Annotated in this window: 19 protein-coding genes; 5 read left to right on the plus strand and 14 right to left on the minus strand. The window is 72.2% G+C overall.

Annotation, left to right across the window (positions count from 1 at the left end; translation table 11 throughout):
- The first annotated feature begins 74 nt into the window (after positions 1-74).
- Together ACIBQ6_RS05420 and ACIBQ6_RS05425 are read left to right on the plus strand one after the other, a co-directional pair.
- Positions 75-593: a carboxymuconolactone decarboxylase family protein gene (locus ACIBQ6_RS05420; RefSeq protein WP_387678961.1), complete on the plus strand. Its 519-nt coding sequence runs from the start codon at positions 75-77 to the stop codon at positions 591-593.
- Positions 590-802 carry a hypothetical protein gene (locus ACIBQ6_RS05425; RefSeq protein WP_358294781.1) on the plus strand — a complete coding sequence of 71 codons (213 nt, stop codon included), beginning with the start codon at positions 590-592 and terminating at the stop codon, positions 800-802. Before ACIBQ6_RS05420 ends, ACIBQ6_RS05425 begins: the two co-directional genes overlap by 4 nt.
- A 109-nt stretch (positions 803-911) precedes the next feature.
- On the opposite strand, the gene ACIBQ6_RS05430 is transcribed toward ACIBQ6_RS05425, so the two are convergent.
- The 10 genes from ACIBQ6_RS05430 to ACIBQ6_RS05475 all read right to left on the minus strand — a co-directional run bounded on the left by ACIBQ6_RS05430 (position 912) and on the right by ACIBQ6_RS05475 (position 15,602).
- A complete protein-coding gene (locus ACIBQ6_RS05430) occupies positions 912-2,204 on the minus strand; it encodes a GGDEF domain-containing protein (RefSeq protein WP_397210377.1) in 1,293 nt (430 codons plus the stop codon).
- 1,058 nt (positions 2,205-3,262) lie between these two features.
- A complete protein-coding gene (locus ACIBQ6_RS05435) occupies positions 3,263-4,051 on the minus strand; it encodes a single-stranded DNA-binding protein (protein WP_397210378.1) in 789 nt (262 codons plus the stop codon).
- 165 nt (positions 4,052-4,216) lie between these two features.
- A complete protein-coding gene (locus ACIBQ6_RS05440; RefSeq protein ID WP_397210379.1) occupies positions 4,217-5,842 on the minus strand; it encodes a YfjP family GTPase in 1,626 nt (541 codons plus the stop codon).
- Positions 5,839-8,046, minus strand: a complete 2,208-nt coding sequence (locus ACIBQ6_RS05445) for a dynamin family protein (protein WP_397210380.1) — start codon at positions 8,044-8,046, stop codon at positions 5,839-5,841. Before ACIBQ6_RS05445 ends, ACIBQ6_RS05440 begins: the two co-directional genes overlap by 4 nt.
- An 806-nt stretch (positions 8,047-8,852) precedes the next feature.
- On the minus strand, positions 8,853-10,085 hold the full coding sequence (cobA, locus tag ACIBQ6_RS05450) for a uroporphyrinogen-III C-methyltransferase (protein WP_358294791.1): 1,233 nt from the start codon (positions 10,083-10,085) through the stop codon (positions 8,853-8,855).
- Between the two features lie 79 nt (positions 10,086-10,164).
- Positions 10,165-11,160: an agmatinase gene (speB, locus tag ACIBQ6_RS05455; RefSeq protein ID WP_358294793.1), complete on the minus strand. Its 996-nt coding sequence runs from the start codon at positions 11,158-11,160 to the stop codon at positions 10,165-10,167.
- Positions 11,161-11,215: 55 nt separating this feature from the next.
- Positions 11,216-12,283, minus strand: a complete 1,068-nt coding sequence (cobT, locus tag ACIBQ6_RS05460; RefSeq protein WP_397210381.1) for a nicotinate-nucleotide--dimethylbenzimidazole phosphoribosyltransferase — start codon at positions 12,281-12,283, stop codon at positions 11,216-11,218.
- Between the two features lie 61 nt (positions 12,284-12,344).
- Positions 12,345-13,190 carry a sirohydrochlorin chelatase gene (locus ACIBQ6_RS05465; RefSeq protein ID WP_358294795.1) on the minus strand — a complete coding sequence of 282 codons (846 nt, stop codon included), beginning with the start codon at positions 13,188-13,190 and terminating at the stop codon, positions 12,345-12,347.
- Positions 13,191-13,256: 66 nt separating this feature from the next.
- A complete protein-coding gene (locus ACIBQ6_RS05470; RefSeq protein WP_397210382.1) occupies positions 13,257-14,432 on the minus strand; it encodes a precorrin-6Y C5,15-methyltransferase (decarboxylating) subunit CbiT in 1,176 nt (391 codons plus the stop codon).
- A gap of 81 nt (positions 14,433-14,513) precedes the next feature.
- The gene (locus ACIBQ6_RS05475; RefSeq protein WP_397210383.1) at positions 14,514-15,602 is read right to left on the minus strand and encodes a GNAT family N-acetyltransferase; all 1,089 of its coding nucleotides are present in this window, start codon (positions 15,600-15,602) and stop codon (positions 14,514-14,516) included.
- 76 nt (positions 15,603-15,678) lie between these two features.
- Here ACIBQ6_RS05475 and ACIBQ6_RS05480 point away from each other — a divergent pair, with 76 nt between their 5' ends.
- Together ACIBQ6_RS05480 and ACIBQ6_RS05485 are read left to right on the plus strand one after the other, a co-directional pair.
- On the plus strand, positions 15,679-16,086 hold the full coding sequence (locus ACIBQ6_RS05480) for a DUF2795 domain-containing protein (RefSeq protein WP_358294801.1): 408 nt from the start codon (positions 15,679-15,681) through the stop codon (positions 16,084-16,086).
- Positions 16,087-16,089: 3 nt separating this feature from the next.
- A complete protein-coding gene (locus ACIBQ6_RS05485) occupies positions 16,090-17,100 on the plus strand; it encodes a Vms1/Ankzf1 family peptidyl-tRNA hydrolase (RefSeq protein ID WP_352360607.1) in 1,011 nt (336 codons plus the stop codon).
- Between the two features lie 58 nt (positions 17,101-17,158).
- On the opposite strand, the gene ACIBQ6_RS05490 is transcribed toward ACIBQ6_RS05485, so the two are convergent.
- Genes ACIBQ6_RS05490 through ACIBQ6_RS05500 form a run of 3 tightly spaced genes read right to left on the minus strand, consistent with a single transcriptional unit; the run spans position 17,159 to position 19,858 of the window.
- Positions 17,159-17,746, minus strand: a complete 588-nt coding sequence (locus ACIBQ6_RS05490; protein ID WP_358294804.1) for a lactate utilization protein C — start codon at positions 17,744-17,746, stop codon at positions 17,159-17,161.
- The gene (locus ACIBQ6_RS05495) at positions 17,733-19,130 is read right to left on the minus strand and encodes a lactate utilization protein B (RefSeq protein WP_397210384.1); all 1,398 of its coding nucleotides are present in this window, start codon (positions 19,128-19,130) and stop codon (positions 17,733-17,735) included. The genes ACIBQ6_RS05490 and ACIBQ6_RS05495 overlap by 14 nt, the downstream gene beginning before the upstream one ends.
- Positions 19,127-19,858 (minus strand): (Fe-S)-binding protein, encoded by a 732-nt coding sequence (locus ACIBQ6_RS05500; RefSeq protein WP_352322455.1) that lies wholly within the window; start codon positions 19,856-19,858, stop codon positions 19,127-19,129. The genes ACIBQ6_RS05495 and ACIBQ6_RS05500 overlap by 4 nt, the downstream gene beginning before the upstream one ends.
- A gap of 84 nt (positions 19,859-19,942) precedes the next feature.
- Between ACIBQ6_RS05500 and ACIBQ6_RS05505 the strand changes: the two genes are divergently transcribed.
- Entirely contained in the window at positions 19,943-20,632 is a 690-nt protein-coding gene (locus ACIBQ6_RS05505) for a FadR/GntR family transcriptional regulator (protein ID WP_358294808.1), read from the plus strand.
- Here the strand turns inward: ACIBQ6_RS05505 and ACIBQ6_RS05510 are convergent.
- Positions 20,626-22,056: a sulfatase gene (locus ACIBQ6_RS05510; protein WP_358294810.1), complete on the minus strand. Its 1,431-nt coding sequence runs from the start codon at positions 22,054-22,056 to the stop codon at positions 20,626-20,628. The genes ACIBQ6_RS05505 and ACIBQ6_RS05510 overlap by 7 nt on opposite strands.
- Positions 22,057-22,097: the final 41 nt, after the last annotated feature.

Genomic DNA, 22,097 nt, shown 5'->3' on the forward strand with positions numbered 1-22,097 from the left:
GAACTTCCCTAAAACGGAACCGTTCGGTATCGTCTTGCCCAGATGGAACCGACCAGTACCGTTTTGGAGACCTCATGCCCCGCCTTCCACAACTGACAGAAGACAATGACGGTCTGCTCGACCAGACCCGCCGCCAGCTCGGCAAGGTCCCCAACCTGTACGCCGCCCTCGCCAACGGCCCAGCCGCCCTGGCCGGCTACCTCGCGATGCGCGAACACCTCAGCTCGGGCGTCCTCACCCCGAGACTGCGGGAGCAGATCGCCCTGCTGGTCGCCCAGGAGAACCACTGCACGTACTGCGTGAGCGCCCACACCATGCGCGGACGCCGCATGGGCATGTCCGACGAGGAACTTCTCAAGACCCGGCAGGGCGCGGACGACGAGCCGCACGCGGCCGCCGTGCTGGCGATCACTCAGGCGATCATGCACACGGGCGGCGCGGTGAGCGACGCGGACCTGGACGCCGCACGGGCCGCCGGCGTCTCGGACGCGGAACTCGCCGAGATCGTGGGCCACATCGCCCTGAACACCTTGTCCAACTACTTCAACCACCTCGCCCAGCCCGAGCTGGACTTCCCGGAGGTGCAGGCATGAACCCCACCTGGAGAAACGGCACTGTCGAACTCCTCGACGGCTACACGCTGACGAACTCCGAGGGCCGCCGGGTGTCGGCCGTGGAAGGAGTGCGGTTCGCCATCGAGGGCGGGTATCTCAACGTCGAGGTCCCCGGCGTACCCCACGTCCAGATCGTCTCGGCTCCCGCCGTCCGGCTCGTCACCTGCGACGGCGTCACCACGCCCTGACTGTCAGGCCACAACCCGAGGGCAGGCCCCTGACCCATCCGTCCCTCAGGCGCCTGCCCGCATTCGCCGAATATCCCACCGCGCACCACACGGCGTGCGCGACGGCACGTCACACGGCTTGTTCCTCGGGCGACGGCGGTTGCGGCGGCTGGACGACGGGGATGCAGACACGGTCCCGGCCCAGTTCCTTGGCCCGATAGAGAGCCAGGTCGGCGGCGGCCAGCAGGTCGATCAGATCGTCGCCGTGCACGCACATCAACGCGACCCCGACCGAGATCGTGATCCGGATCAGAGCGTCGTCCACCGGGATGGCCATGTGCCCGATGTGGGTACGAAGTCGCTCGGCGACCTGCCGCGCCTCGTCGACGTCCGCCCCCGGCAGCAGGACGACGAACTCCTCGCCCCCGAACCGCCCCACCACGTCGGACTCCCGCAGTTCCCTGCGCAACATGGCCGCCACCCCGGCCAGCACCTCGTCGCCGACCAGATGCCCGTGGGCGTCGTTCACCCGCTTGAAGTGGTCGATGTCGATGATCAGCAGCGCCAGCGTGTCACCGCTGCGACGCGCCCGCAGGATCTCGGTGTCGGCCTCCCGCTGCCAGGCGGCCGCGTTGAGCAGCCCGGTCTTCGAGTCGGTACGGGCGGCGGCCTGCAACTGCGCATGCAACAGACTGCGTTGCAGCAGGACGACCGGCGGCAACGCGAGCACCAGCAGAGCCAGGTTGAGCCCGCACCCGATCGAGACCGTGACCCCGAGACACAGCTCGACGACGTCCAGCAGGACGCTCTCCCGGTTCCACAACACCTCCTGCCACGACCCCTCAGGATCGGACGTGTGCGCCGCGACCGCGATGAGACCGATGTTGAGCAGGGAGAACAGCACGGCGGCCGCAACCGCGTAAGCGATCGGCGGCCCACTCCCCCGCGTCAGCACCCAGGGGTCGGGGACGACCCAGTGGAAGGCGACCGACGCCGTGCAGCCGGCCAGACCGATGGCCGCCGAGCTGAACACCCGACGGTAGAGAACTGTGGCGCGCACGCGCACCTGGAGAAGGATCTGCAGCACGATCGGCGCAAAGAGGGCGTAGACCGGCGGCAGGAGCAGGGCGACCGGCAGCCACCAGGCCGACAACAGGTCACGCGAGACTCCGGCGGGCATGCCCAGACGCCTGCTGGCCTCGATGCAGACCGCGCCGCACGCCATGAGAGCGGCAAAGGTCAGCAAATCCGGCCAGTGGAAATCGGTAGATCTCGTGAACAAGGTGATCGCGACGGCATCTAGGGCGACAATGGCGCACAGATACGCCACAAGCGGGCGCCGTTGCCCGAGCAATGGCCAACGACCGGCCATTCTTGACACACCGTCGCGAGACTTGATCGTGGCGTGACTGGTCGCCGCCATCTCGTCTCCTCCCTGACTAACGATGTGTAACACAATAATTGCGGAGTGTGCGTTATGCGATGGGAACCGCTACGTTGAAACGACCACGCCCGCTCACTCCGCGAGCGGGCAGTGCCGGAAAGGAGCAACCATGGTGCGGGGCGTGACCTGGACATGACCCATGCTCTAGGTATCTGACACGGACAAACACCCCACTAGCCCCCTTCGGGGTGACATCGGGGCCATCAGCCGATGCCCCTCCCCCTCCCCTTGGCCGTCCCCTGCGCGGGGCGCCGACCCATCGGCTGCTGCCCTCCGCCCCGATCGCTTTCCCCCTGACCGATGGCCGGTGAACCATCGGTCGTACCACTCCTTCGTCCGGTCCATCGAGGAACTCTGACCAGCGCGTCTGGGCCTGCGCAATCAAGGAGTGCATCACACATACGACTGCCGTCACGTCGCGCTTGCCCGCCGTTGCCCGCACGCGCGTCGCGTCACCGCCTGAGGACGCTGCATGTCCTTCACGCGATGCCGTCCGCCTCGACGCCTGCGCGTCCCCGAACCCGAGCACCGCCAGGAGGCAAGCGGCACCAACCCCCACCTGGGCAGCGCGCCTCCGGGCGTCGTTACCCCTGCGGTGGATCACCGTGAGACGAACCGGGCCAGTGCGCCTCCGCATGCATGCGCCCCCTTGGGTGGATTAACAGTTGCGTGGGTGCCCCGTTCAGGCGGTTAAGGAGCCCATGCAGACAACGGGCAACCCCGTCCAGACGGGTGGGTACGTTGCGCAGCGCGCGAGTGGCCCGTGCAGGTGGGTGCGCAGCCGGCGGGTTGGGCGCTGTGCCGGGGGCGGGCTTTTCGCTTGATCGGCCGCCCACTGCGTCCTCGTTGTGGGCGCACCTGGCGGGTGTGGTTGTGGGGCGTCGAGGCGAGCGGGCCGGTCGGGTTGGGGCGGGTGTCTTCAAGGCGGGTTGCGTAGGTGGGCATGAAGACACCCGCCCTCGTGGGCAGCGGCCACGTGTGCGTCACGGCGGAAGCATCCACTGGCGCAGGTGCTCAGCCGTCAGGTGGCGATGGTGTCAGGCTGCGGCTTTCTCCGGTGTCTGCGTCTTCGTCCGGGGCTTGCTGGACGCGCCCAGGACGCGGACCGTGGCGGCCTTGGCTGACGAACCGCGGCCCGGCTGCTCTGGTGTGACCGTGCCAGGAGCGGTGTCGTCCTCCACGGCGGTGTCAGGCCGGGGCTCGGGACGTGCGCTGGGTTGCGGGGTGGCGGCGTCGGGGTCGGTAGCGGCTATGGCCAGCGTCGTGAGGTCGGCGTCCGGCCCGGCGTCGTCGTCGTGAGGCTGCGCGGGCGCGCTTCGGAGGGCGTCGGCGGTCGCGGGGACCGACGGGTCGGCGGTCGGGTGGAGGGAAGACGGACGGACGGGCTTGGTGCCCATCGCCCAGTCCTGGGTCTCCTCGTCGAGGCGTTCGCGCATCTCCTTGGTCATCGAACCCAGGCCGCCCCCGCGCTCCGGCTTGGTGAAGACGCCGGTGCCCCAGCGCAGGTCGTGCCCGACCGCGCTGGCCTCGATCTCCGGCATGAACCGGCGGTCGCCTTCCGCGCCGAACTCGCGGATGCGGAGCTTGCCGGACACGACGACGGGCTGCCCCGCCCGTACGCAGTCGGCGACGTTGTCGCCCAGCGCACGCCAGCAGCGGACCGTGAAGCAGACGCGCTCACCGTCGGTCCATTGCCCGGTCTTCCTGTCGAAGTAGCGGTGCGAGGTGAACACCTTCAGCGACGTGACCCTGGTGCCGTCGTCGAAGCTGTACTGCCGTGGCTCTGCTGCGACGTTTCCGGTGAGCGTGATGTAGATGTCGTTCATCCGTGCCTCCCATGCGGCGGGCGGACTGCCCGCGACCTGGGAACACGGTGCCTGAAGCAGGCCGGGTGGGGCGGGGCGAACGCCGTTCTGTGGATGAGGGGACGGCGACGGAGGAGGGCTGTGGATGAAGGCCGGTCGTGCAGGGAGCGTACGAGAAGAGGGGGATCAGCCCGAGAGGTCGCGCAGGGCCGTGTAGAAGGCGTGGTGGCGGCCGAGCTCACGTTCGACCGGCTCCACCACCATCTTCGCCGACACCGTCGCCACTCTGCGGCGCATCTCCCGCTCCAGACGTTCCCGCTCCCGCGAGGCCCCCAGCTCCACGAAGTTGCGCGAGGCGATGCCCGACAACGCGCCCAGCCCCAGGACGGAGGCCATCATGAGCGCCACCCACGGCAGCGCCGCGCCGTCGCCGACCAGTTGCAGGGCCGCGGGCAGTTGCGCGGGCACGGTCAGCCCGGCCACCAGCCACACCACCCCGGCCACGAACGCCACCACCAGCAGGTACTGCCAGACCTTGAGCAGCCGCCACCAGACGGGCACCCGGTCGAGGCGCGGCGCCACCTCCGCGAGCTCCTCTGTCAGCGCCTTCGGCAGCCGGGACGCGTGCGAGCGCGCGGCCTGTTGCACCGCGGTCCGCCACACCGGGTCCATCCCGGCCGACAAGCCGTCGGTGAGCGCCTGCACGGCGTTGGCCACCTCGGCGGAGTGCGCGCTCACCGAGCCGGTCGTGATGCCCCGGATCTCGTCGCCGACGTCTTCGAGACGCAGGCTCTTCAACGGATCCGGACGGAACTTGGCGAACCACCGCGGATAGGGCCAGCCGACCCACTGGCTGGAACGCTCGGCGTAGACGTTCTCCATGGCCTCGCCGACGGCGGGGACGCCGATCGCGTCGCAGAGCGCATCGGTGAGCCCCATCCTGCGGGCCTCGTCGACCGACGACGGCACGAGCAGCGCGTCGCCGAGCGGCATGGCCTCGCCGAGCCGCTGCTCCATCCGCTGGAGGTCGGCCTCCAGCTTCTGGACGGCGGCGCGGCGGCGGCCGACGGCGGTCGCGATCACGCTCTTGAGGCTCTCGACGCCGCGCCCGGTGACGGCCGAGGTCGGTACGACGCTGGGATGCTCGACGCCTTCCCTGCGCAGCAGGTCGTTGAGGTCGATGACCAGCTCGGCCAGCTCCGCCGCGGAGAGCCTGTCGGCCTGGTTGAGCGCGAACACGGTCACCGCGTCGTGCCCGGCCAGCTCGGTCACGTAGCGCCGGTGGGTGGAGGCGTCGGCGTACTTCTGCGGGTCGAGCACCCACACCACCAGATCGGCCAGCCCGATGAGCCGGTCGGCCTCGTTGTCGCTGAGCGCCCGGATCGAGTCGTGGTCGGGCAGGTCGAGCAGGATCAGCCCGTGGAGCTGACTGTCGCCCTTGTCGAGCGCGCTGGTACGGGAGAAGCGGTGGCGCGGCTGGATCTGCAGCCAGTCGAGCAGCGGCGCCGAGCCCTCCAGCCCCCACACGCAGGCGTGGGTACGGGCGGTCGTCGGTCGGCGTACGCCGGTGGGCGACAGCTCAAGCCCTGAAATGGCGTTGAACAGGGACGACTTGCCGCTGCCGGTGCCGCCCGCGAGGGCGACCACGGTGTGCTCGGACGACAGCTTGAGCCGGTCGCCGGCCCGCGTCAGCAGCGCGCCGGCCTCGGTGAGCAGTTTCTGGTCGAGCCGCCCGGGACCGAGCTCCACCACCTTGTTGAGCGCGGACAACCTGGGCGCGAGGCCCGCCCTCGGGGGCGTGGTCGTCGTCATCGGGCGACCTCAAGGTTGTACGTCGCCTGGTAGAGGCGGGTCGCGACGGACTCGTCCGGGATGCCCGCCGAGTCGAGAGCGTGTACGTAACGCATGGATTCCTCGTCGAACAGCATGCCGATCCTGGCTCGCAGGTCACTGAGCGCCTTGGCGCCGATGCCGCGCAGCGACTCCGCGCCGAGCAGCGCGTTGACGAGCCGGTGCGGCACGCCCGACCCGTCGCCGCCGCTGAACATGGCGACCGTGAAGATCAGGGAGAGCGCGTCGGGATCGAACGAGACGAGCTTGGACACCGAGCGCTTGGTCACGCCCTCGGTGCGTACGAGCTCGTTCAGGTGGTCCTGCCAGGACGCGATGGCGCGCCCGGCGTGCCGCAGCAGGTTGTCCGACGGGCGGTCGAGCCCGTCGGCGAGCTTGGCGCCCAGCTCCGAACGGTGCCGCCAGCGCGCGACCACCTCCTCGGCGGCGCGGTTGGCCGCGGCGACGATCACCGACTCCAGCCCGGCCCGGATCGCCGCCTTGAACGCCGTCACCCGCTCGGGCGTCTGCCTGCCCGCCTTGCCGCTCTTGCCGAACTGCAACGAGCGCATGAGGTCGCCGGAGCCCGCGAAGTCCTGCCAGCGGGCCAGCACCTCGCCGTGCAGCAGCGAGCCGTTCTTGGACGCCTTGTCGATCTCGGCCAGCGCGCCCAGGTAGGCGGCCTCGACGTCGCTGCGCAGCTCGGCGCGGAACGCCGCCTGGCCCTCCAGATGCCTGGCCAGCGCGGGCACGCGGGTGCGGAAGCTGTTGAGCACCCCGTTCAGGGTCTCCTGCACGGCCTGCGCCCGGCGCCCCTCGTCGACCGAGAGCTCGGCCAGCCACATGCGCAGGTCGGTGACCTCGCTGTCGGGCAGCCTGCCGTCGGTCACCGTCGCCTCGTGGATCACGAACCGGTCGATGTCGCCCAGGCCGTATTCGGTCAGCATGCGGACGAAATGCTTGAGCACGACGTCGGCCGACCGGGGCTGCACCCGCGACAACACGATGGCCAGGCGGGCGCCGCGCTCCTTGGCCAGGCGCAGGAGGCTCCAGGCGGGCGCGTCGGCGTAGCGGGCGGCGGTGGTCACGAAGATCCACAGGTCGGCGGCGTCGAGCATGCGGTGGGCGATCTCGTGGTGCTCCTCGACGACCGAGTCGATGTCGGGGGTGTCCAGCAGCGCGACGCCCTGCGGAAGCTTCTCGGTCGTCACGACGACCAGGCCGCTCGTCTCGCTGTCGGGCGAGGGCCGGTCCAGCCGTTCGAGGCCGCTGAGCAGCTCGCCCTCCGCGAACCACTTCCTGTCGTCGGGGTGGCAGGCCAGAATGGGGGTGCCGGTGGTCGGGCGGCGCACTCCGGTGCGGGAGACGTTCCGCTCGGCCAGGGAGTTGACCAGGGTGGACTTGCCCGCGCCGGTGGAGCCGGCGATCACGATCAGCGCGGGGGCCGTGTTGGTGCGCACCCTGGGCAGGACGTAGTTCTCCAGCTGGGCCAGCAGGTCGGCCCGCGCCTGCCTGGCCTCCTCGGCTCCCGGCAGGTCGAGGCTGAAGCGCAGGTCGGACACGCTTTCGCGCAGCGCGCTCAGCGCCGACGTCATCGCCTCGACGACCTCGGCCGGCAACTCCTCGACCCGCGGCCCTTCCTCCGGCGCGCTTTCCGGCTCCGCCGCGGCGTCGCCATCCGCGTCGGTCTCCGCGTAGGCGTCGGCGTCGGCGTTCGTGTCGGCGTCGGCGTTCGTGTCCGCGTCGGAGCGGTCGTCGGTTTCGACTTCGGTTTCGGCGTTCGCCCGGACGAGGGCGTCCGCGTCGGTGTCCGGGCCTGCGTCGGCGGGGTTGTCGGATTCGGCGTCGATCTGGGCGGGGGCTCCCGTGTCGGTGTCCGCCTCGGTGTTCGGGTCGGCGTCGGGGACGGTCTCGCCGCTGCTGCCTACGGCGTCGGAGCGGTCGTCGGCGGCCGCTTCGGCGTCATCGGTCTCTACGGTGGACGCGACGTCGTCGGCGTCGGCCTCGGAGTCGGGTTCCTCCTCCGCCAGGTCTCCCGGGTCGGTGGGGTAATCGGCGCCGGCGGGGACGTCGGAGGCCGGGGAGAAGGCGTCGAAGCCGGTGGTGGTGTCGGTGGCCACGGAGGTGGCGGTGTCACTGGGGTCGGCGTCAGCGTCGCCGACGGCGCGGCTGTCGTCAGCGTCCATCGCCTCGCTGGGGTCGCCGTCGCCTTCCGCAGACGGCGCCGCTTCGGCCTCAGGAGCGGGATCGTCGTCAGGCCGGGGAACGTCGTCGCCCTCCGAGCCGGCATCGGCATGAGCAGAGTTCCCGGCGTCGGCGTCGGGGGCGGCGGCCGCCGGGGGCGGCGCCTGTTCGGCGTCGGAAGGCGCTTCTCCGCTGTCGGCGGCGGTGGCGTTCGGGGTCGCGGGCGTCGGCTCGGTCTCCGGGGACGGGGCGGTGTCCGGTTCCTGGACGGCTCGTTCCCAGAAGGCGGCGGGCCTCGGACGCGTCTCGTTCCCCTCACGCGGGTCGGCGGCACGGGCCGGGGTGAACAGACTCGGACGGTCGGCCGGACGGGACGGCGTGAAGAGGCTGGGCCCCGTGGACGGACCGGGCTCGTCCGTACCGGCGGAGGGCTCCTGCGAAGCAGCCGGGAGCCGCGGGGCGGTGGGCCGCCGAGGGAGGACGGGCTCGTCGGCGCGCGCCGACGGCTGGAAGAGCGATGGCCGGGCAGCGGAGGACGACGGCTCGCCCGAGGCTGACGGACCACCGGATCCCGAAGACGGCGAGCCCGCGAGAGCCGCAGACAGCGGACCGGAGGAAGCCGAAGACGGCGAGCCCGCGGCAGCCGCGGACGACGGGCCCGCAGGAGAGGCGGACGGCGGGCCTGAGGGAGCGGCGGGTGGCGAAGGCGCGGGGGGCCGGGAATCGGGCAGGTCGTCGTCCGTCACCGGGCGGAAGCTCAACGTCTGCTCCCCCAGCGACTCGTGCCGCCCGTCATCCATGGCGGTGTTCACGGCAAGCGCTCCGCTCGAACCATCTCGACCTCCTGGCCGACCCGCACGACGTCGCCGACGATGACGATCGCCGGAGGCCGTATCCCAGCCGCGGACACGCGGTCGGCCACGGTGGAAAGCGGTGCGATTACCGCCCGCTGGGTCGGAAGGGTACCGTCCTGTACCACCATTACGGGAGTCTCCGGCGCACGTCCGTCTCGAAGCAGCGCCTCGGCCACCTTCGGCAGCCGTTCGACGGCCATCATGAGCACCAGCGTGCCCTGGGATCGGGCCAGGGCGGGCCAGTCGACGGTGGAGGCCGGATGGTCGGGCGCGACGTGCACGGACACGACGTGGAACTCCTGGCTCACCCCGCGATGCGTCACCGGCACCCCGGCCGCGGCCGGGACCGCGACGGCGCTGGTGATGCCGGGGACGACGAGCACGGGGATGCCGGCCTGGGCGCAGGCGATCATCTCCTCGCCGCCGCGCCCGAACACGAACGGGTCGCCGCCCTTGAGCCGGACGACGAACTTGCCCTGCCTGGCCCGGTCGACCAGCAGCTCGTTGATCTTCTCCTGGGACAGCGACCTGCCGTAGGGCACCTTGGCGGCGTCGATCAGCTCGACGTCGGGGGCGAGCTCGTCGAGCAGCGCCCGGGGCGCGAGCCGGTCGGCCACCACGACGTCGGCCTGGGCGAGGAGCTGCCGCCCGCGCACGGTGATCAGGCCGGGGTCGCCGGGGCCGCCGCCGACCAGGGCCACGCCGACGGGCTTGGTGCGGTTGCGGCGGGCGTCGACCGTGCCGTCGCGCAGCGCGCCGACGACCGCGTCGCGGATGCCCGCGGCCCGGCGCGGGTCGCCGCCCGCGGTGACGGCCACGCTGATCTCGTCGACTCGGCCGGTGGCCGGGGTCCAGGCGGCGGAGGCGTCGCGGTCGTCGGCGCGCACGCACCACACCCGCTTGGCCTCGGCCTCGGCGGCGACGGCGGCGTTGACGGACCTGACGTCGGTGCACGCCTGCACGAGCCAGGCGCCGTCGCAGTCGCCCACCTCGTACGGCCGCGCGTGCCAGGTGACCCGGCCCGTCGCGATCAGGTCGTCGAGGGCCGGGGTGACGGCCGGGGACACCACGGTGACCTCCGCACCGGCCTCGAGCAGCGCGGGGACGCGCCGCTGCGCGACGCGGCCGCCGCCCACGACGAGCACCCGGCGGCCGGAAAGCCGCAGGCCGAGGAGGTAGGGACCCATGGGGGGAATCTCCCGTTCGCGAAGGTTGTGTTTGGAGGTAAACCTACCGGCTCACCGTGCGTCGTTCGCTGCGCATGGCTCAACGGCCGTCAAGAAGAGGCTGCGACGGGTCCCAGCGTGGCCCGCCCTGAGCGTCTTTGCGGCGTCTGGCCATGGCCGAGAGTGCCTCAAGAATAACGCGGTTCCCGAGGAACGCGGTGATGTCGGCGTGGTCGTACGGCGGCGAGACCTCGACCACCTCCATCCCGGCCACGGGCAGTTCGTAGCAGATCCGGCGCACGGCGTCGAGGAGCTGCCTGGCCGACAGGCCGCCGGGCTCGGGCGTGCCGGTGCCGGGGGCGTGCCCGGGGTCGCAGACGTCGATGTCCACCGACAGGAAGACCTGGTCGCACTCGTCGAGCGCGATCCCGAACGACTCCGTCAGGCACTCCTCCAGCCCGCGCGTCACGATCTCGGTCATCTCGTACGAGCGCATGCGCTGCGCCGCCATCCAGTCGAGCGTCTCGGGCTCGGGCCAGTAGCCGCGCAGCCCGATCTGCAGGAACCGGTCGCCCCGGATGGCGCCGGACTCGATGAGCCGCCGCATCGGCTGGCCGTGGCCGTGCAGGTGGCCGAACTCGATGTCGCCGGTGTCGGCGTGCGCGTCGAAGTGGATCATCGAGGTGCGGCCCGGCTCGTACGCCCTGGCGGTGCCCCGCGCGTCCGGCAGCGCGACGGTGTGGTCGCCGCCGAGCACCACCGGCACGGCCCCTGAGGAGGCGATCCGGTGCACCGCGTCCTCGATGGCGGCCAGCGAGCCCTCGACGTCGCCGGAGTAGCACTCGACGTCGCCCGCGTCGAGCACCCGCAGGTCGCGCAGGGCGTCGACGCGCAGGGCCAGGCTCGGACGGGACCCGTTGTGCGGCAGATAGCAGGTCTGGCGCAGCGCCATCGGCCCGAACCTGGCGCCCGGCCGGTTGGAGGTGCCCCCGTCGAAGGGCGCACCGATGATCACCACGTCGGCTCCGGCGTAGCTGGCCGGGTCCGCGACGTCGCAGCGGTCCACGCCGAGGAACGTGATGTCAGGGCCGAACATGGGACCGTACCGGGACACTGCTCACCTCACGTGCTGTTTCGAATGTCCCCCATCATCACACGGGCTTTTCCGTGACCCCCGCCGAGTCGAACGTCGCCACCTCGTGCATCACCCGTACGGCCGCGCACACCAGCGGGTGCGCGAGCAGGCCGCCGGTGCCCTCGCCGAGCCGCAGCTCCAGGTCCACCAGCGGGCGCAGCCCGAGATGGTCGAGCGCGGCGGCGTGGCCGGGCTCGGCCGAGCGGTGGCCGGCCACGCAGTGACCGCTGACGTGGGGGTCGAGGGCGGCGGCGACCAGGGCGGCCGAGCCGGCGATGACGCCGTCGAGGATCACCGGCACCCGGTTCGCCGCGCCGCACAGCACGAAGCCCGCGATCGCCGCGTGCTCGAAGCCGCCCACGGCGGCCAGCGCGCGCAGGGCGTCGCTCGGCCCGGTGCCGCCGGGCAGGCCGTTCACCCGCAGCGCCTCGCGGACGACCTCCACCTTGTGGTCGTAGGTCGCGTCGTCGATCCCGGTGCCCCTGCCGGTCACCTCGGCCGGGCCCTTGCCGGTGAACACCGCGATCAGCGCGGCCGAGGCGGTGGTGTTGGCGATGCCCATGTCGCCGGTGATCAGGCAGCGGGCGCCCCCGTCGATCAGCTCCTGCGCCACGGCGATGCCCGCCTCCAGCGCCCTGACGGCCTGGTCGACGCTCATGGCGGGGCCGCGCGACAGGTCGGCGGTGCCGTACGCGACCTTGCGCTTGACCAGGTCGGGGGCGTCGGGCAGGTCGGTGGCGACGCCGACGTCCACCACCGTCACGGACGCGCCCACCTGGGCGGCGAAGGCGTTGGCGACCGCGCCGCCGGCCAGGAAGTTGGCGACCATCTGCGTCGTGACCTCCTGCGGCCACGGGCTGACGCCGCGCGCGTGCACGCCGTGGTCGGCCGCGAAGATGGCCAGGGCGGCCGGCTCGGGCATGGGCGGCGGGCAGACGCCGGACGCGCCCGCCAGCCGTACGGCCACCTCCTCCAGAGCCCCGAGCGCCCCGCGCGGCTTGGTGAGCCGGTCCTGGTGGGCGCGGGCCTCGGCGAGCGCCTCGGGGTCGGCGGGACGGATGGCCGCCAGGGTCTCGGCGAGCACGGACACCTCCACTTGGTGACACTTGATGGACGAGGTGGGGCGTTGATGGACGAGGGGAGCGTCAGTGGACGAGATGGAGCGCTTCCTCGTACCGGTCGATCACGACGTCGGCCAGCGTCTCGCAGTCGCCGATCACCTCGGCGCAGCGGATGTCGAGGTCGGGGTGGCCCGCGCCGTACGCCAGGGCCTGCGCCCACACGCGCTCCAGCAGGCCGCCCGCGAACAGCAGGTACGGCACCACGATCACCCGCTTGGCGCCCAGCCGGCGGCAGCGTTCGAGCCCGCCGGGCACGCCGGGCGGCGTCACCGAGACGAACGCGGTCTCGACGGTCATGTAGTCGTAGGCGTGCGTCTCCCAGAACAGCCGCGACACCCGGTGGACCTCGGCGTTGGCGGCGGCGTCGGTCGAGCCCTCGCCGACCAGCACGACCGCCGTCTCCCCCGGCTCGACCTGGCCGGGGACGTCGTCGAGGGCCGGGGTGTCGACGGCGCGCAGCCGGGGCCGGGCGCCGACCAGCTCCAGGGGGCGCGGCCTGGCCATCTCGGCGGCGGCCTCGCCGAGCCGGTCGGCCAGCAGCGCCAGCACGCGCGGGTCGGGGCCGAGGGGGCGGCCGTAGTCGTACATGAGGGTGGGGTGGCGCTGCTGTTCGAGCGCCATCGCGGCGGGGAACTCCGCATCCACCTTGCTGAGACTGAGCGGCAGCGCGACGAGACGGTGGTGGCCGCGCGCCATCAGGGACGCCACGGAGTCGCTCAGGCGCGGCGTGGCGCGTTCCAGGTAGCCGCCGGAGACGTCGACGGCCGTGTGGTCGAGGCGGCAGCGCAGCCGGTGGACGAACCTGCCGAACTCCGCGGCGTAGGCGTCATCGTTCGAGCCCTGCCCGATCAGCAGGAGCGGCGGCTTCATTGAGGGATCTCCGGTGCGTAGACAAAGTCACGCGAGGATAACCGATACGTGCCCGTGGGGGACAGGTCACGCTGCGTGCGCGGGCTTGGCGTGCACGACGAAGACGGCATCCGCCGCGGTCAGACGGTGGGAACCGCCGGCGCCGGGCGTCAGCGCGGACGCCTGGATCCGCGTGCCCTCGCCACGGTAGCCGAGCTCGCGCAGCAGCTCCAGCACGGCCACCGCCCGCTCGGCCGTGCCGAGCGCGCACACCAGCGCGCGGGGGCCGCGGGCGGCGCACGCCGCGACCACGTCGTCACCGCCCCCGCCGACGAAGACGGCGTCGGGGTCGGGCAGCGGTTCGAGCGCGGCGGGCGCGTGCCCCCTGGTCAGGGCCACCTTGACGCCGTGGGCCAGCACGTTGGCACGCAGCCGCGCGCAGGCGGACTGGTCGCGTTCGACCGCCACGACGGCCGCGCCCAGCCTGGCGCACTCGACGGCGATCCCGCCCTCGCCCGCGCCGACGTCCCAGACCAGGTCGCCGAGCCGGGGACCCAGCTTGGCCAGGACGAACGCCCGCGCCTCGGCGGGCAGCCCGCTCTCCCACGGCAGCGCCCACTCCGCCGGGCCGGGTTGCGCCCCGGCCACCCAGCCCGGCTGCCCGGGCCGGTGCAGCGGGTCGATGACGAGGACCACGTCGGGGTCCTTCCACGGCCGGGTGGTGGCCTCCCCCATGCGGCTGTGCGTGACGCGCTGTCCCGGGCCGCCCAGGTCCTCGAAGACGATCAGGGCGCGCGGCGTGGTCGGCGCCAGCTCCCTGGCGATCTCGGCGGGGCCGACGCCGGGCGCTACGAGCAGCGCGACCTTGGGGTGGGCGCGGCAGGCGTTCACCACGCGGGCGAGCCGGCCGGGGCCGGAGGGGGCGACGACGAGGGCGTCCTCCCAGTTGAGCCCGGCGCAGGCGAAGGCGCGGCTGATCAGCGAGGTGGCCGGCAGGACGTCCGGCCGCAGGCCGTGCGCCCGTAAGGTGCGGACGACTCCGAAGAAGCCGGGATCGCCGTCGGCGACCACGACGGCCGGGCCCCGGTCCTGCCCGAGATGGCCGTCGAGGGCCTGGAGCACGTCGCCGTCGTCCGCGGCGCGTCCGTCGAGCCCGAGCCGGCCGAGAATGGCGGCGGGGCCCACGACGAGCTCCGCCTCACGCAGCCTGCCCGCGGCCCCGGCCGGCAGCTCGATCCCGTCCCAGCCGACAACCGTGATCATTCAGCCTCACCGTCCTCATCCCCAGGGTGACGGTTCCGGCCGGGTTTCACCATGGGCCGGCCAGGCCAGTCCGCTGTGCCCTCAGGCCAGGTCGGACGGGACCAGGCTGTAGACGACCAGGTCCTCGCCGTCGAGCGCGGCGCGGGCCACGCCCTCGCGGGTGAAGCCGGCCTTCTCCGCCACGCGTTGCGAGGCCGGGTTCGACACCGCGGCCCGCAGCTGCAGCCGGCGGAAGCCGTGGCGCTCGAACAGCCAGCGGGCGATCGCGGTCACGGCCTCGCCCGCGTAGCCCCGGCCGCGGGCCCAGGGCGCGGTCATGTAGCCGACCTCGGCCGTACGGTTGCGCCAGTCGAGGTCCCTGAGGTCCACGTTGGCCACGAAACGGGTGGTGGTGAACTCCTCCACGGTGAACGCGATGCCCGCGCCCCTCATCCGCATCCGTTCGCAGATGCCGACGAACGCGCGGGCGTGCTCCTCGGTGTAGTCGCGGGGGACGCCGGTCCTGGCCTGGGTGAGCGGGTCGGCGCCGGTGGCGGCCAGGCCGGGCACGTCGGCGAGGACGGGCTGCCGCAGCAGCAGCCGGGGCGTGCGCAGCTCGGTCTTCGGCAGGGCGGGCGCGGGCTCGCCGGAGTCCTCGCGCAGCAGGCCGAGGACGACCAGGTCGTGCGGGCCGTCCTCCTCCAGCACGGCGGCGCGCAGCACGCCTTCCCAGGTGAAGCCGGCTTTCAGCGCGACGCGCAGGGAGGCCGGGTTGTCCAGGTTCGCGGTGAGGTCCACCCTGCGCAGGGCGGTGGTGGCGAACACCCAGGCGGTCAGGGCGCGTACGGCCTCGGTGGCGTAGCCGCGGCCCCGGTACGTCGGGTGGACGCCGTAGCCGACCTCGGTGGTGCCCGCCGTCCACGACGTCCTGAACAGGCTGATGGCGCCCACGATGCGGTCGTCGGCCTCGGTCATGGCCAGGTGCAGGCCCTGCTGCGAGCGGTACAGCTCGTGCACGCCGTGCGCGAGCCACTGGCCGACGCCGGAGGCGTGGACGGGCGCGCCCGGCGGGAGGAAGCGGTCGCCGGGATCCACCGTCTCCACCACCGACCGCACGCGGGCGGCGTCACGGGGGTCGAACGGCCGCAGCACGAGCCGTCCGGCGGCGATGCGCGCATCGGGATCGAACACGTGCGCACCCTACACACTCACGATGTTTGCCCACGAAAGCGGGGGTAGGGGCCGATTCGAGAGGAGTGAGGGAACTATGGAACGTGGGAGCGACAAGCACGGTCCGCGCCTGGACGATCAGCAGAAGCACGAGACCGAGGGCATGGTCCGCGGCGGCGGCAGCACGCACGCCGAGGAGTGGAAGGAGACCGAGTCCATGCCCGGGCCCGGCGAGGAGTCAGGGCAGTCGTACCCCCCGGGACACGAGCCCGGCACCCCCCAAGGCATCACCCAGCGCGGCGTCGACATCCGCAGCGACCTGGCCAAATGGCTCAGCGACACCCCTTGGCCCGCCTCCAAGGACGACCTGCTCCAGCACGCCGAGGACGTGGACGCCCCCGACCAGGTGGCCGACATGGTGCGATCCCTTCCCGACCGCCGTTTTGTGAACATCGCCGACGTGGCCAAGGCGCTCGGCCTCGGCATCGAAGAGCGGAGGTGGTGACCTGTGCGTCTCGACTTCATCAGGCCGCTGTACGAGCGGCGGGGCCCGTACGCGTCGGTCTATCTGGGCGCGCTCACCGAGCCGCAGCGGGAGACGCACTGGCACAGCGTGCGTGACCAGCTCGACGGGACCGACCCCGAGACCATCGACGCCCTGGAGGTGGCCGCCAACCGGCCGTCGCCCGGCCAGGCGCTGTTCGCCACGCACGGCGCGGTGGTGCTGGCCGAGCCGCTGGCGCGGGCGCCGTACGAGATGGCGACCGTGTCGCCGCTGCCGCACGTCACGCCGATGCTGAGGCAGCGCGGCGAGAACGTGCCGCACCTGCGCGTCATCGTGGACCACGCCGGGGCCGAGCTGTCGGTGTTCGGCGGCGGCGCGCCGCGCACGACCACCGTGGAGGCGGCCGACTGGCCGCTGCAGAAGACCGCCCAGGGCGGCTGGTCGCAGAAGCGGTACGAGCGGGGCGCCGAGGAGACGTGGGAGAAGAACGCGGTCGCCGTCGCCCGCGAGATCGACGAGCAGGTCCGCAGGATCGGCGCCGAGCTGATCATCGTGGCCGGCGAGCCGAAGTCACGCTCCTACCTGCTGCAACATCTCAGCACCAAGTCCGCCGACCGGGTGATGATGGTCGAGCACGGCAGCCGCTCCGACCACGGCCAGTTCGAGGCCGACGTCGAGCGCGCGCTGGACGACTGGCTCGAACGCCGCCGCGCCGAGCTGCTCGACCGCCACCGCGAGTCCTCGGGCCCGGCCGGCCTGTCCCAGGTGGCGCACGCCCTGCGCGAGGGCAGGGTGCACGCGGTGCTCATGCCCGCCCAGCTCGACCGGACCGTGTGGACCGGCGAGGGCGGCACCCAGCTCTCCACCGACCAGGGCGAGCTGCGGCGCTGGGGCGTCGAGCAGCCCGTCGAGGAGCGCGCTGACTCGGCCGTGGTCAGGGCCGCCGCCATGACGGACGCCGAACTGTGGTTCACCGACGACGTGCAGGACGTGGCGGCCGTCCTCAGGTACTGACGCCCCGCGCCGTCGCTGCGGTGCCAGGTGCCGACGATCCGCCGCGCGGCGCCGGTGCTCAGGTGCTGATGATCACTTCGAGGGTCCGGGGGCCGTGCACGCCCTCGACCCGGTTCAGCTCGATGTCGCTGGTCGCCGACGGGCCGCTGATCCAGGTGAGCGGGCGGGCCGGGTCGAGCCTGGCCACCGCCTCGGGCACGCCCGCGACGATCTGGTCGGCGCGCACGACGCACACGTGGTGGTCGGGGATCAGCGTCTGCGCCCTGGCGCCCTGGCCGGGCCCGTGGTCCAGGACGATGGTCCCGGTCTCGGCTATGGCCACCGCGCAGGCGGTGATCACTCCGTCGGCGGCGTCGAGCGTGGCCCAGCGCCGGTCGGTCCCGGCGTCCGGGCTGCTCGGGGCCGCCCAGGCGAAGCCGTCCGGGACGATCACGCGGCGGCCGGCGGCCAGCTCGGCCAGCTTGCCGGGCACGTCCGCGTCGGGCAGCACGTGCACGACGGCCCGGTAGTCGCGCACCCGCTCGGCGAACAGGCCCACCACGTCGTCCACGTCCGGGCGGGTGCGGTAGTGCCGGGCGATCTCCGTCTCGGGCGCGTCCGCGACCGCCTTCCTGACCTTGGCCAGGATCTCCTCACGCGCGCCCATCGTTCCGCTCCCACCAGTCTCTGAAGGATTCTTCCGGGATGTCGGGCACGTCCCGGGTGTCGGTCCAGGCCGCCAGCGGGCCGGGCAGCCGCCGCTTGGGCACCAGCCTGCGCAGCCGGGCGGCCAGCCGCTGCGCCCTGGCCAGCCGGGCCTGGTCGTCCAGCACCCAGCCGGCGGCCTTCATGCCCGCGCGCTCGGCCGCCGCGTGCGGCGCCTTGGCCCGCAGGTCCACCAGCACCTCGGGGATGTCGATGGCCACCGGGCAGACCTCCAGGCAGGCCCCGCACAGGCTGGAGGCGAACGGCAGCGAGGCGTCCAGGTCCGAGGACATGCCCCTGAGCTGCGGGGTGAGGATGGCCCCGATCGGCCCGGGGTAGACCGAGCCGTACGCGTGGCCGCCCGCGCGTTCGTAGACCGGGCACACGTTCAGGCAGGCCGAGCAGCGGATGCAGCGCAGCGCCTGGCGGCCCACCTCGTCGGCGAGCACGTCGGTGCGGCCGTTGTCGAGCAGCACCAGGTGGAAGTCCTGGCCCTCGGTGGCGCCGGTCCACGTGCTGGTGTACGGATTCATCCGCTCACCTGTGGAGCTGCGCGGAAGAAGCTGGAGGAAGACCTCCAGATCCCGCCAGGTCGGCAGGAGCTTCTCGATGCCGACGACGCTGATGAGCGTCTCGGGGAGGGTCAGGCACATGCGGCCGTTGCCCTCCGACTCCAGCACGACCAGCGTGCCGGTCTCGGCGATCATGAAGTTCGCCCCGGAGACGGCGACCTTGCTCCGGAGGAAACGTTCGCGCAGGTGGAGCCGGGCGGCCTCGGCCAGGGCGGGCGGCTCGTCGGTGAGGCCGTCGGGCACGCCGGGCATGCGGTCGAGGAAGATCTCGCGGATCTCCGAGCGGTTGCGGTGGATCGCGGGGACCAGGATGTGGCTGGGGAAGTCGTCCCCGAGCTGCACGATCAGCTCGGCCAGGTCCGTCTCGTACGCGGTGATGCCACGCCGGGCCAGCGCCTCGTTGAGCCCGATCTCCTGGGTGGCCATCGACTTGACCTTGACCACCTCGGTCTCGCCGGTGGCCGCGACCAGGTCGCCGACGATGCGGTTGGCCTCCTCGGCGTCCCTGGCCCAGTGGACGGTGCCGCCCGCCCGCCGGACGGCCTCCTCCAGCTGGAGGAGGTAGCGGTCGAGGTGGCGGAGCGTGTGGTCCTTGACGGCCTTGCCGGCCGCGCGCAGCTCGGCCCAGTCGGGCAGCTCGCCGACGACGCCGGCGCGCTTGCCGCGAATGGTGTGAGTGGCTTTCCGCAGGTTGAACCGCAGTTGCGAGTCCTCCACGGCTTTCGCCGCATTTTTCGGGAAATTTCCGGGCATGCCGAGGAATGTCGCGCTCATCGGGTCTCCTCCGTGGCTGCGAGGATCTCCGCCAGGTGCATCGTCCTGACCCCCGTCTTCTGACGGCTCAGGGTGCCGCCGATGTGCATCAGGCACGAGTTGTCGGCCGCGCAGATGACCTCGGCGCCCGTGTCGAGGATGCCGCGCACCTTGTCGGCCCCCATGGCGGCCGACACCGCCGGGTTCTTGACCGCGAACGTGCCGCCGAAGCCGCAGCACTCCTCCGCGCCGGGCAGCGGCACGAGCTCCAGACCTCGGACCTTCCGCAGCAGCCGGGTAGGCCGGTCGCCCAGGTGCAACCCGCGCAGCGAATGGCACGTCGGGTGATATGTCACCCGGTGCGGGAAATATGCCCCAACATCGTCCACTTTCAGGACGTCCAGCAGGAACTCGCTCAGCTCGTACACCTTGGGCACGACCTCGGCCACGGCCGCCGCGCCCCTGCTGCCCGGCCGCACCAGCTTCGGGTACTGCTCGCGCACCATGGCCGCGCACGACCCGGACGGCGCCACGACGGCGTCGTACCCGGCGAACACCTCGGTGAACTTCCTGGCCAGCCGCACGCCCTCCGCCCGGTAACCGGTGTTGACGTGCATCTGCCCGCAGCACGTCTGGGCGACGGGGAAGTCCACGTCGCAGCCCAGCCTGCGCAGCAGCGACACGACGGCCTTGCCGGTGCCCGGGAAGAGCGTGTCGTTCACGCACGTGATGAACAGGGCGACTCGCACGACTCTCCCAACGAATGGTCCGACCACTGTATGGTCAGACCATACCTAACCACACAGTTCCGGGCCAGCACCGGGGAGGCATCGGTGAAACGCACACGGGCGTTCGAGGACGTGCTCGCCCAGATCGAACGACGCATCGCCGAGGACGGCCTGACCGTGGGCGACCGGCTGCCCGGCGAACGCCAGCTCGCCGAGCAACTGGGCGTCGGCCGCTCGTCCGTGCGGGAGGCGCTGCGCGTCCTGGAGACCCTGGGCGTGGTGTCCTCGCAGGTGGGACGGGGTCCGGACGCGGGAGCCGTGCTGACCTCGCGGCCCGACACGGCGCTCACCGACCTGCTCCGGCTCAACCTCGGCCTGGCCACCCTGGAGCAGCGCGAGGTCGTGGACGCCCGGCTGATGATCGAACGCTGGTCGGCCGCGCACGCGGCGGCGACCGGCTCCCCGGCGGCCGGCGTCGCGGAGCTGGCCGCCGCGATCGAGGGCATGGACCGGGCGGCCACGGCCGAGGAGTTCGTGGAGCACGACACCGCCTTCCACTGCGCGATCGCGGACGCCTCGGGCAACCGGCTCATCGCCGCCATCATGCGCTCACTCCGGGACGCGATGCGCAGGAACGCCATCGAAGCGGTCGAACGCCTCGGCGACCCGTCCGTGCTGCGCGCGGACCACGAGCGCATCCGCGCGGCCATCGCGGCGGGCGACCCGGAGGAGGCCCAGCGGGCGGTGACCGATCACCTGGCGCACGCCTACCCCGCCCTGTTCCCCGGTCACTGACGCGCGTCGGCCTCCCGGCAGCCCGCCCCGGAGCAGGCCCGCATCGCCTGGAGCCGGGCGTCGAGGCCGGCCAGCAGCGCCGGCTCGGCGGTGGCCGCGAGGTTGTCGAGCTGGTACGGGTCGGCGGCCAGGTCGTAGAGCTGCCGCTCCCCCGTGTCGTACCTGACGTAGGTGTAACGCTCGGTGCGCAGCGCCTGGTAGGAGGGCACCGGGGTCTGGGCCGCCGACGACCGGTTGACCGGCCTGTTGAACTCGACCAGCACGTTCTTGCGCCACTGGGCGGGCGGGCTGCCGCGCAGCAGCGGCACCAGCGAGCGCCCCTCGCTGAACGCCGGCACGGCGGCCCCGCCCAGCTCGGCGATCGTCGGCGCGATGTCGACGGTCGCGCCGAGCTGCCCGATCGTGGCCCCCGCCCGGATCCCCGGCCCGCGCACCACGAACGGAACCTTGATCGCCTCCTCGAACGGCGTCGTCTTGCCCTGGGGAAGCCGATGTGTGCCGAGATGGAAGCCGTTGTCGGAGGTGAAGATGATGTAGGTGTTGTCGAGCTTGCCGGACGCCTGCAGCGCCTCGATCACCGACCGGACCAGGTCGTCCACGCCCAGCATCGACCGCAGCCGCCTGCGGTGGCGCTCGTCGACCCGGTCGATGTCCTCCTGCGTCAGCGAGGGCAGGGAGCGCAGCCACAGCGGCTCCTTGCTCACGTCGGCCTGGTTGAACGACGGTGTGCGCGGCGCGGTGACCTCGGGGAGGTCGGCGACGTGCCGGACCGCCGGGTTGGCCGGGTTGTGCGGGCCGATGGGCGTCAGGTAGAGGAAGAACGGCTCGTCGGCGCCGGTGATGAAGTCGCGGGCCTTGTCGGCCAGCACGTCGGACAGGTAGTCCTCCTCCGACCAGCCGTAGTCGTACAGGTCGCCGTTCTCGTTGAGGCGGTAGCCGTACTCCTCGTAGAGCTTGCGGACCGGGACGTCCCATTCGTCCCAGCCGGGCGGCACGTAGGCGGCGTCGGCGGTGGCGCCGGGATAGTGGTTGAGGAACTTGCCCATCAGCGCGGTGCGGTAGCCGGCCTGCTGCATCCAGGTGCCGATCGTGGAACGTTCCAGATCGAGGGAGTGGAAGCGGTCGAACCCCCCTTCGGGGGCGGTGTTGGTCAGGACGCCATGGCTGTGGACGTACTGGGAGCGCAGGATCGACGTGCGCGAGGGGCAGCACCAGGAGTTCGTCACGAAGAACCGGCTGAAGGAGGTGCCCTTCGCCACCAGCTCCGAGTTGATGGCAGGGAAGTAGGGCAGCGTGCCGCTCTCCAGGTCGTCGGCCATCACGAACACGATGTTCGGCCGCGAGGCGCTCACGGCCATCGTCGGCTCGGCCGCCGGCGACAGCAGGAGCAGCAGGCAGAAGAGACGGCAGAGACTCTTGAGCACAATGTCTGATCTCCCCGGCTGATCACGCATTGACACTGCGG

It is taken from the genome of Nonomuraea sp. NPDC049655, assembly GCF_044465465.1.
Classification (GTDB): domain Bacteria; phylum Actinomycetota; class Actinomycetes; order Streptosporangiales; family Streptosporangiaceae; genus Nonomuraea.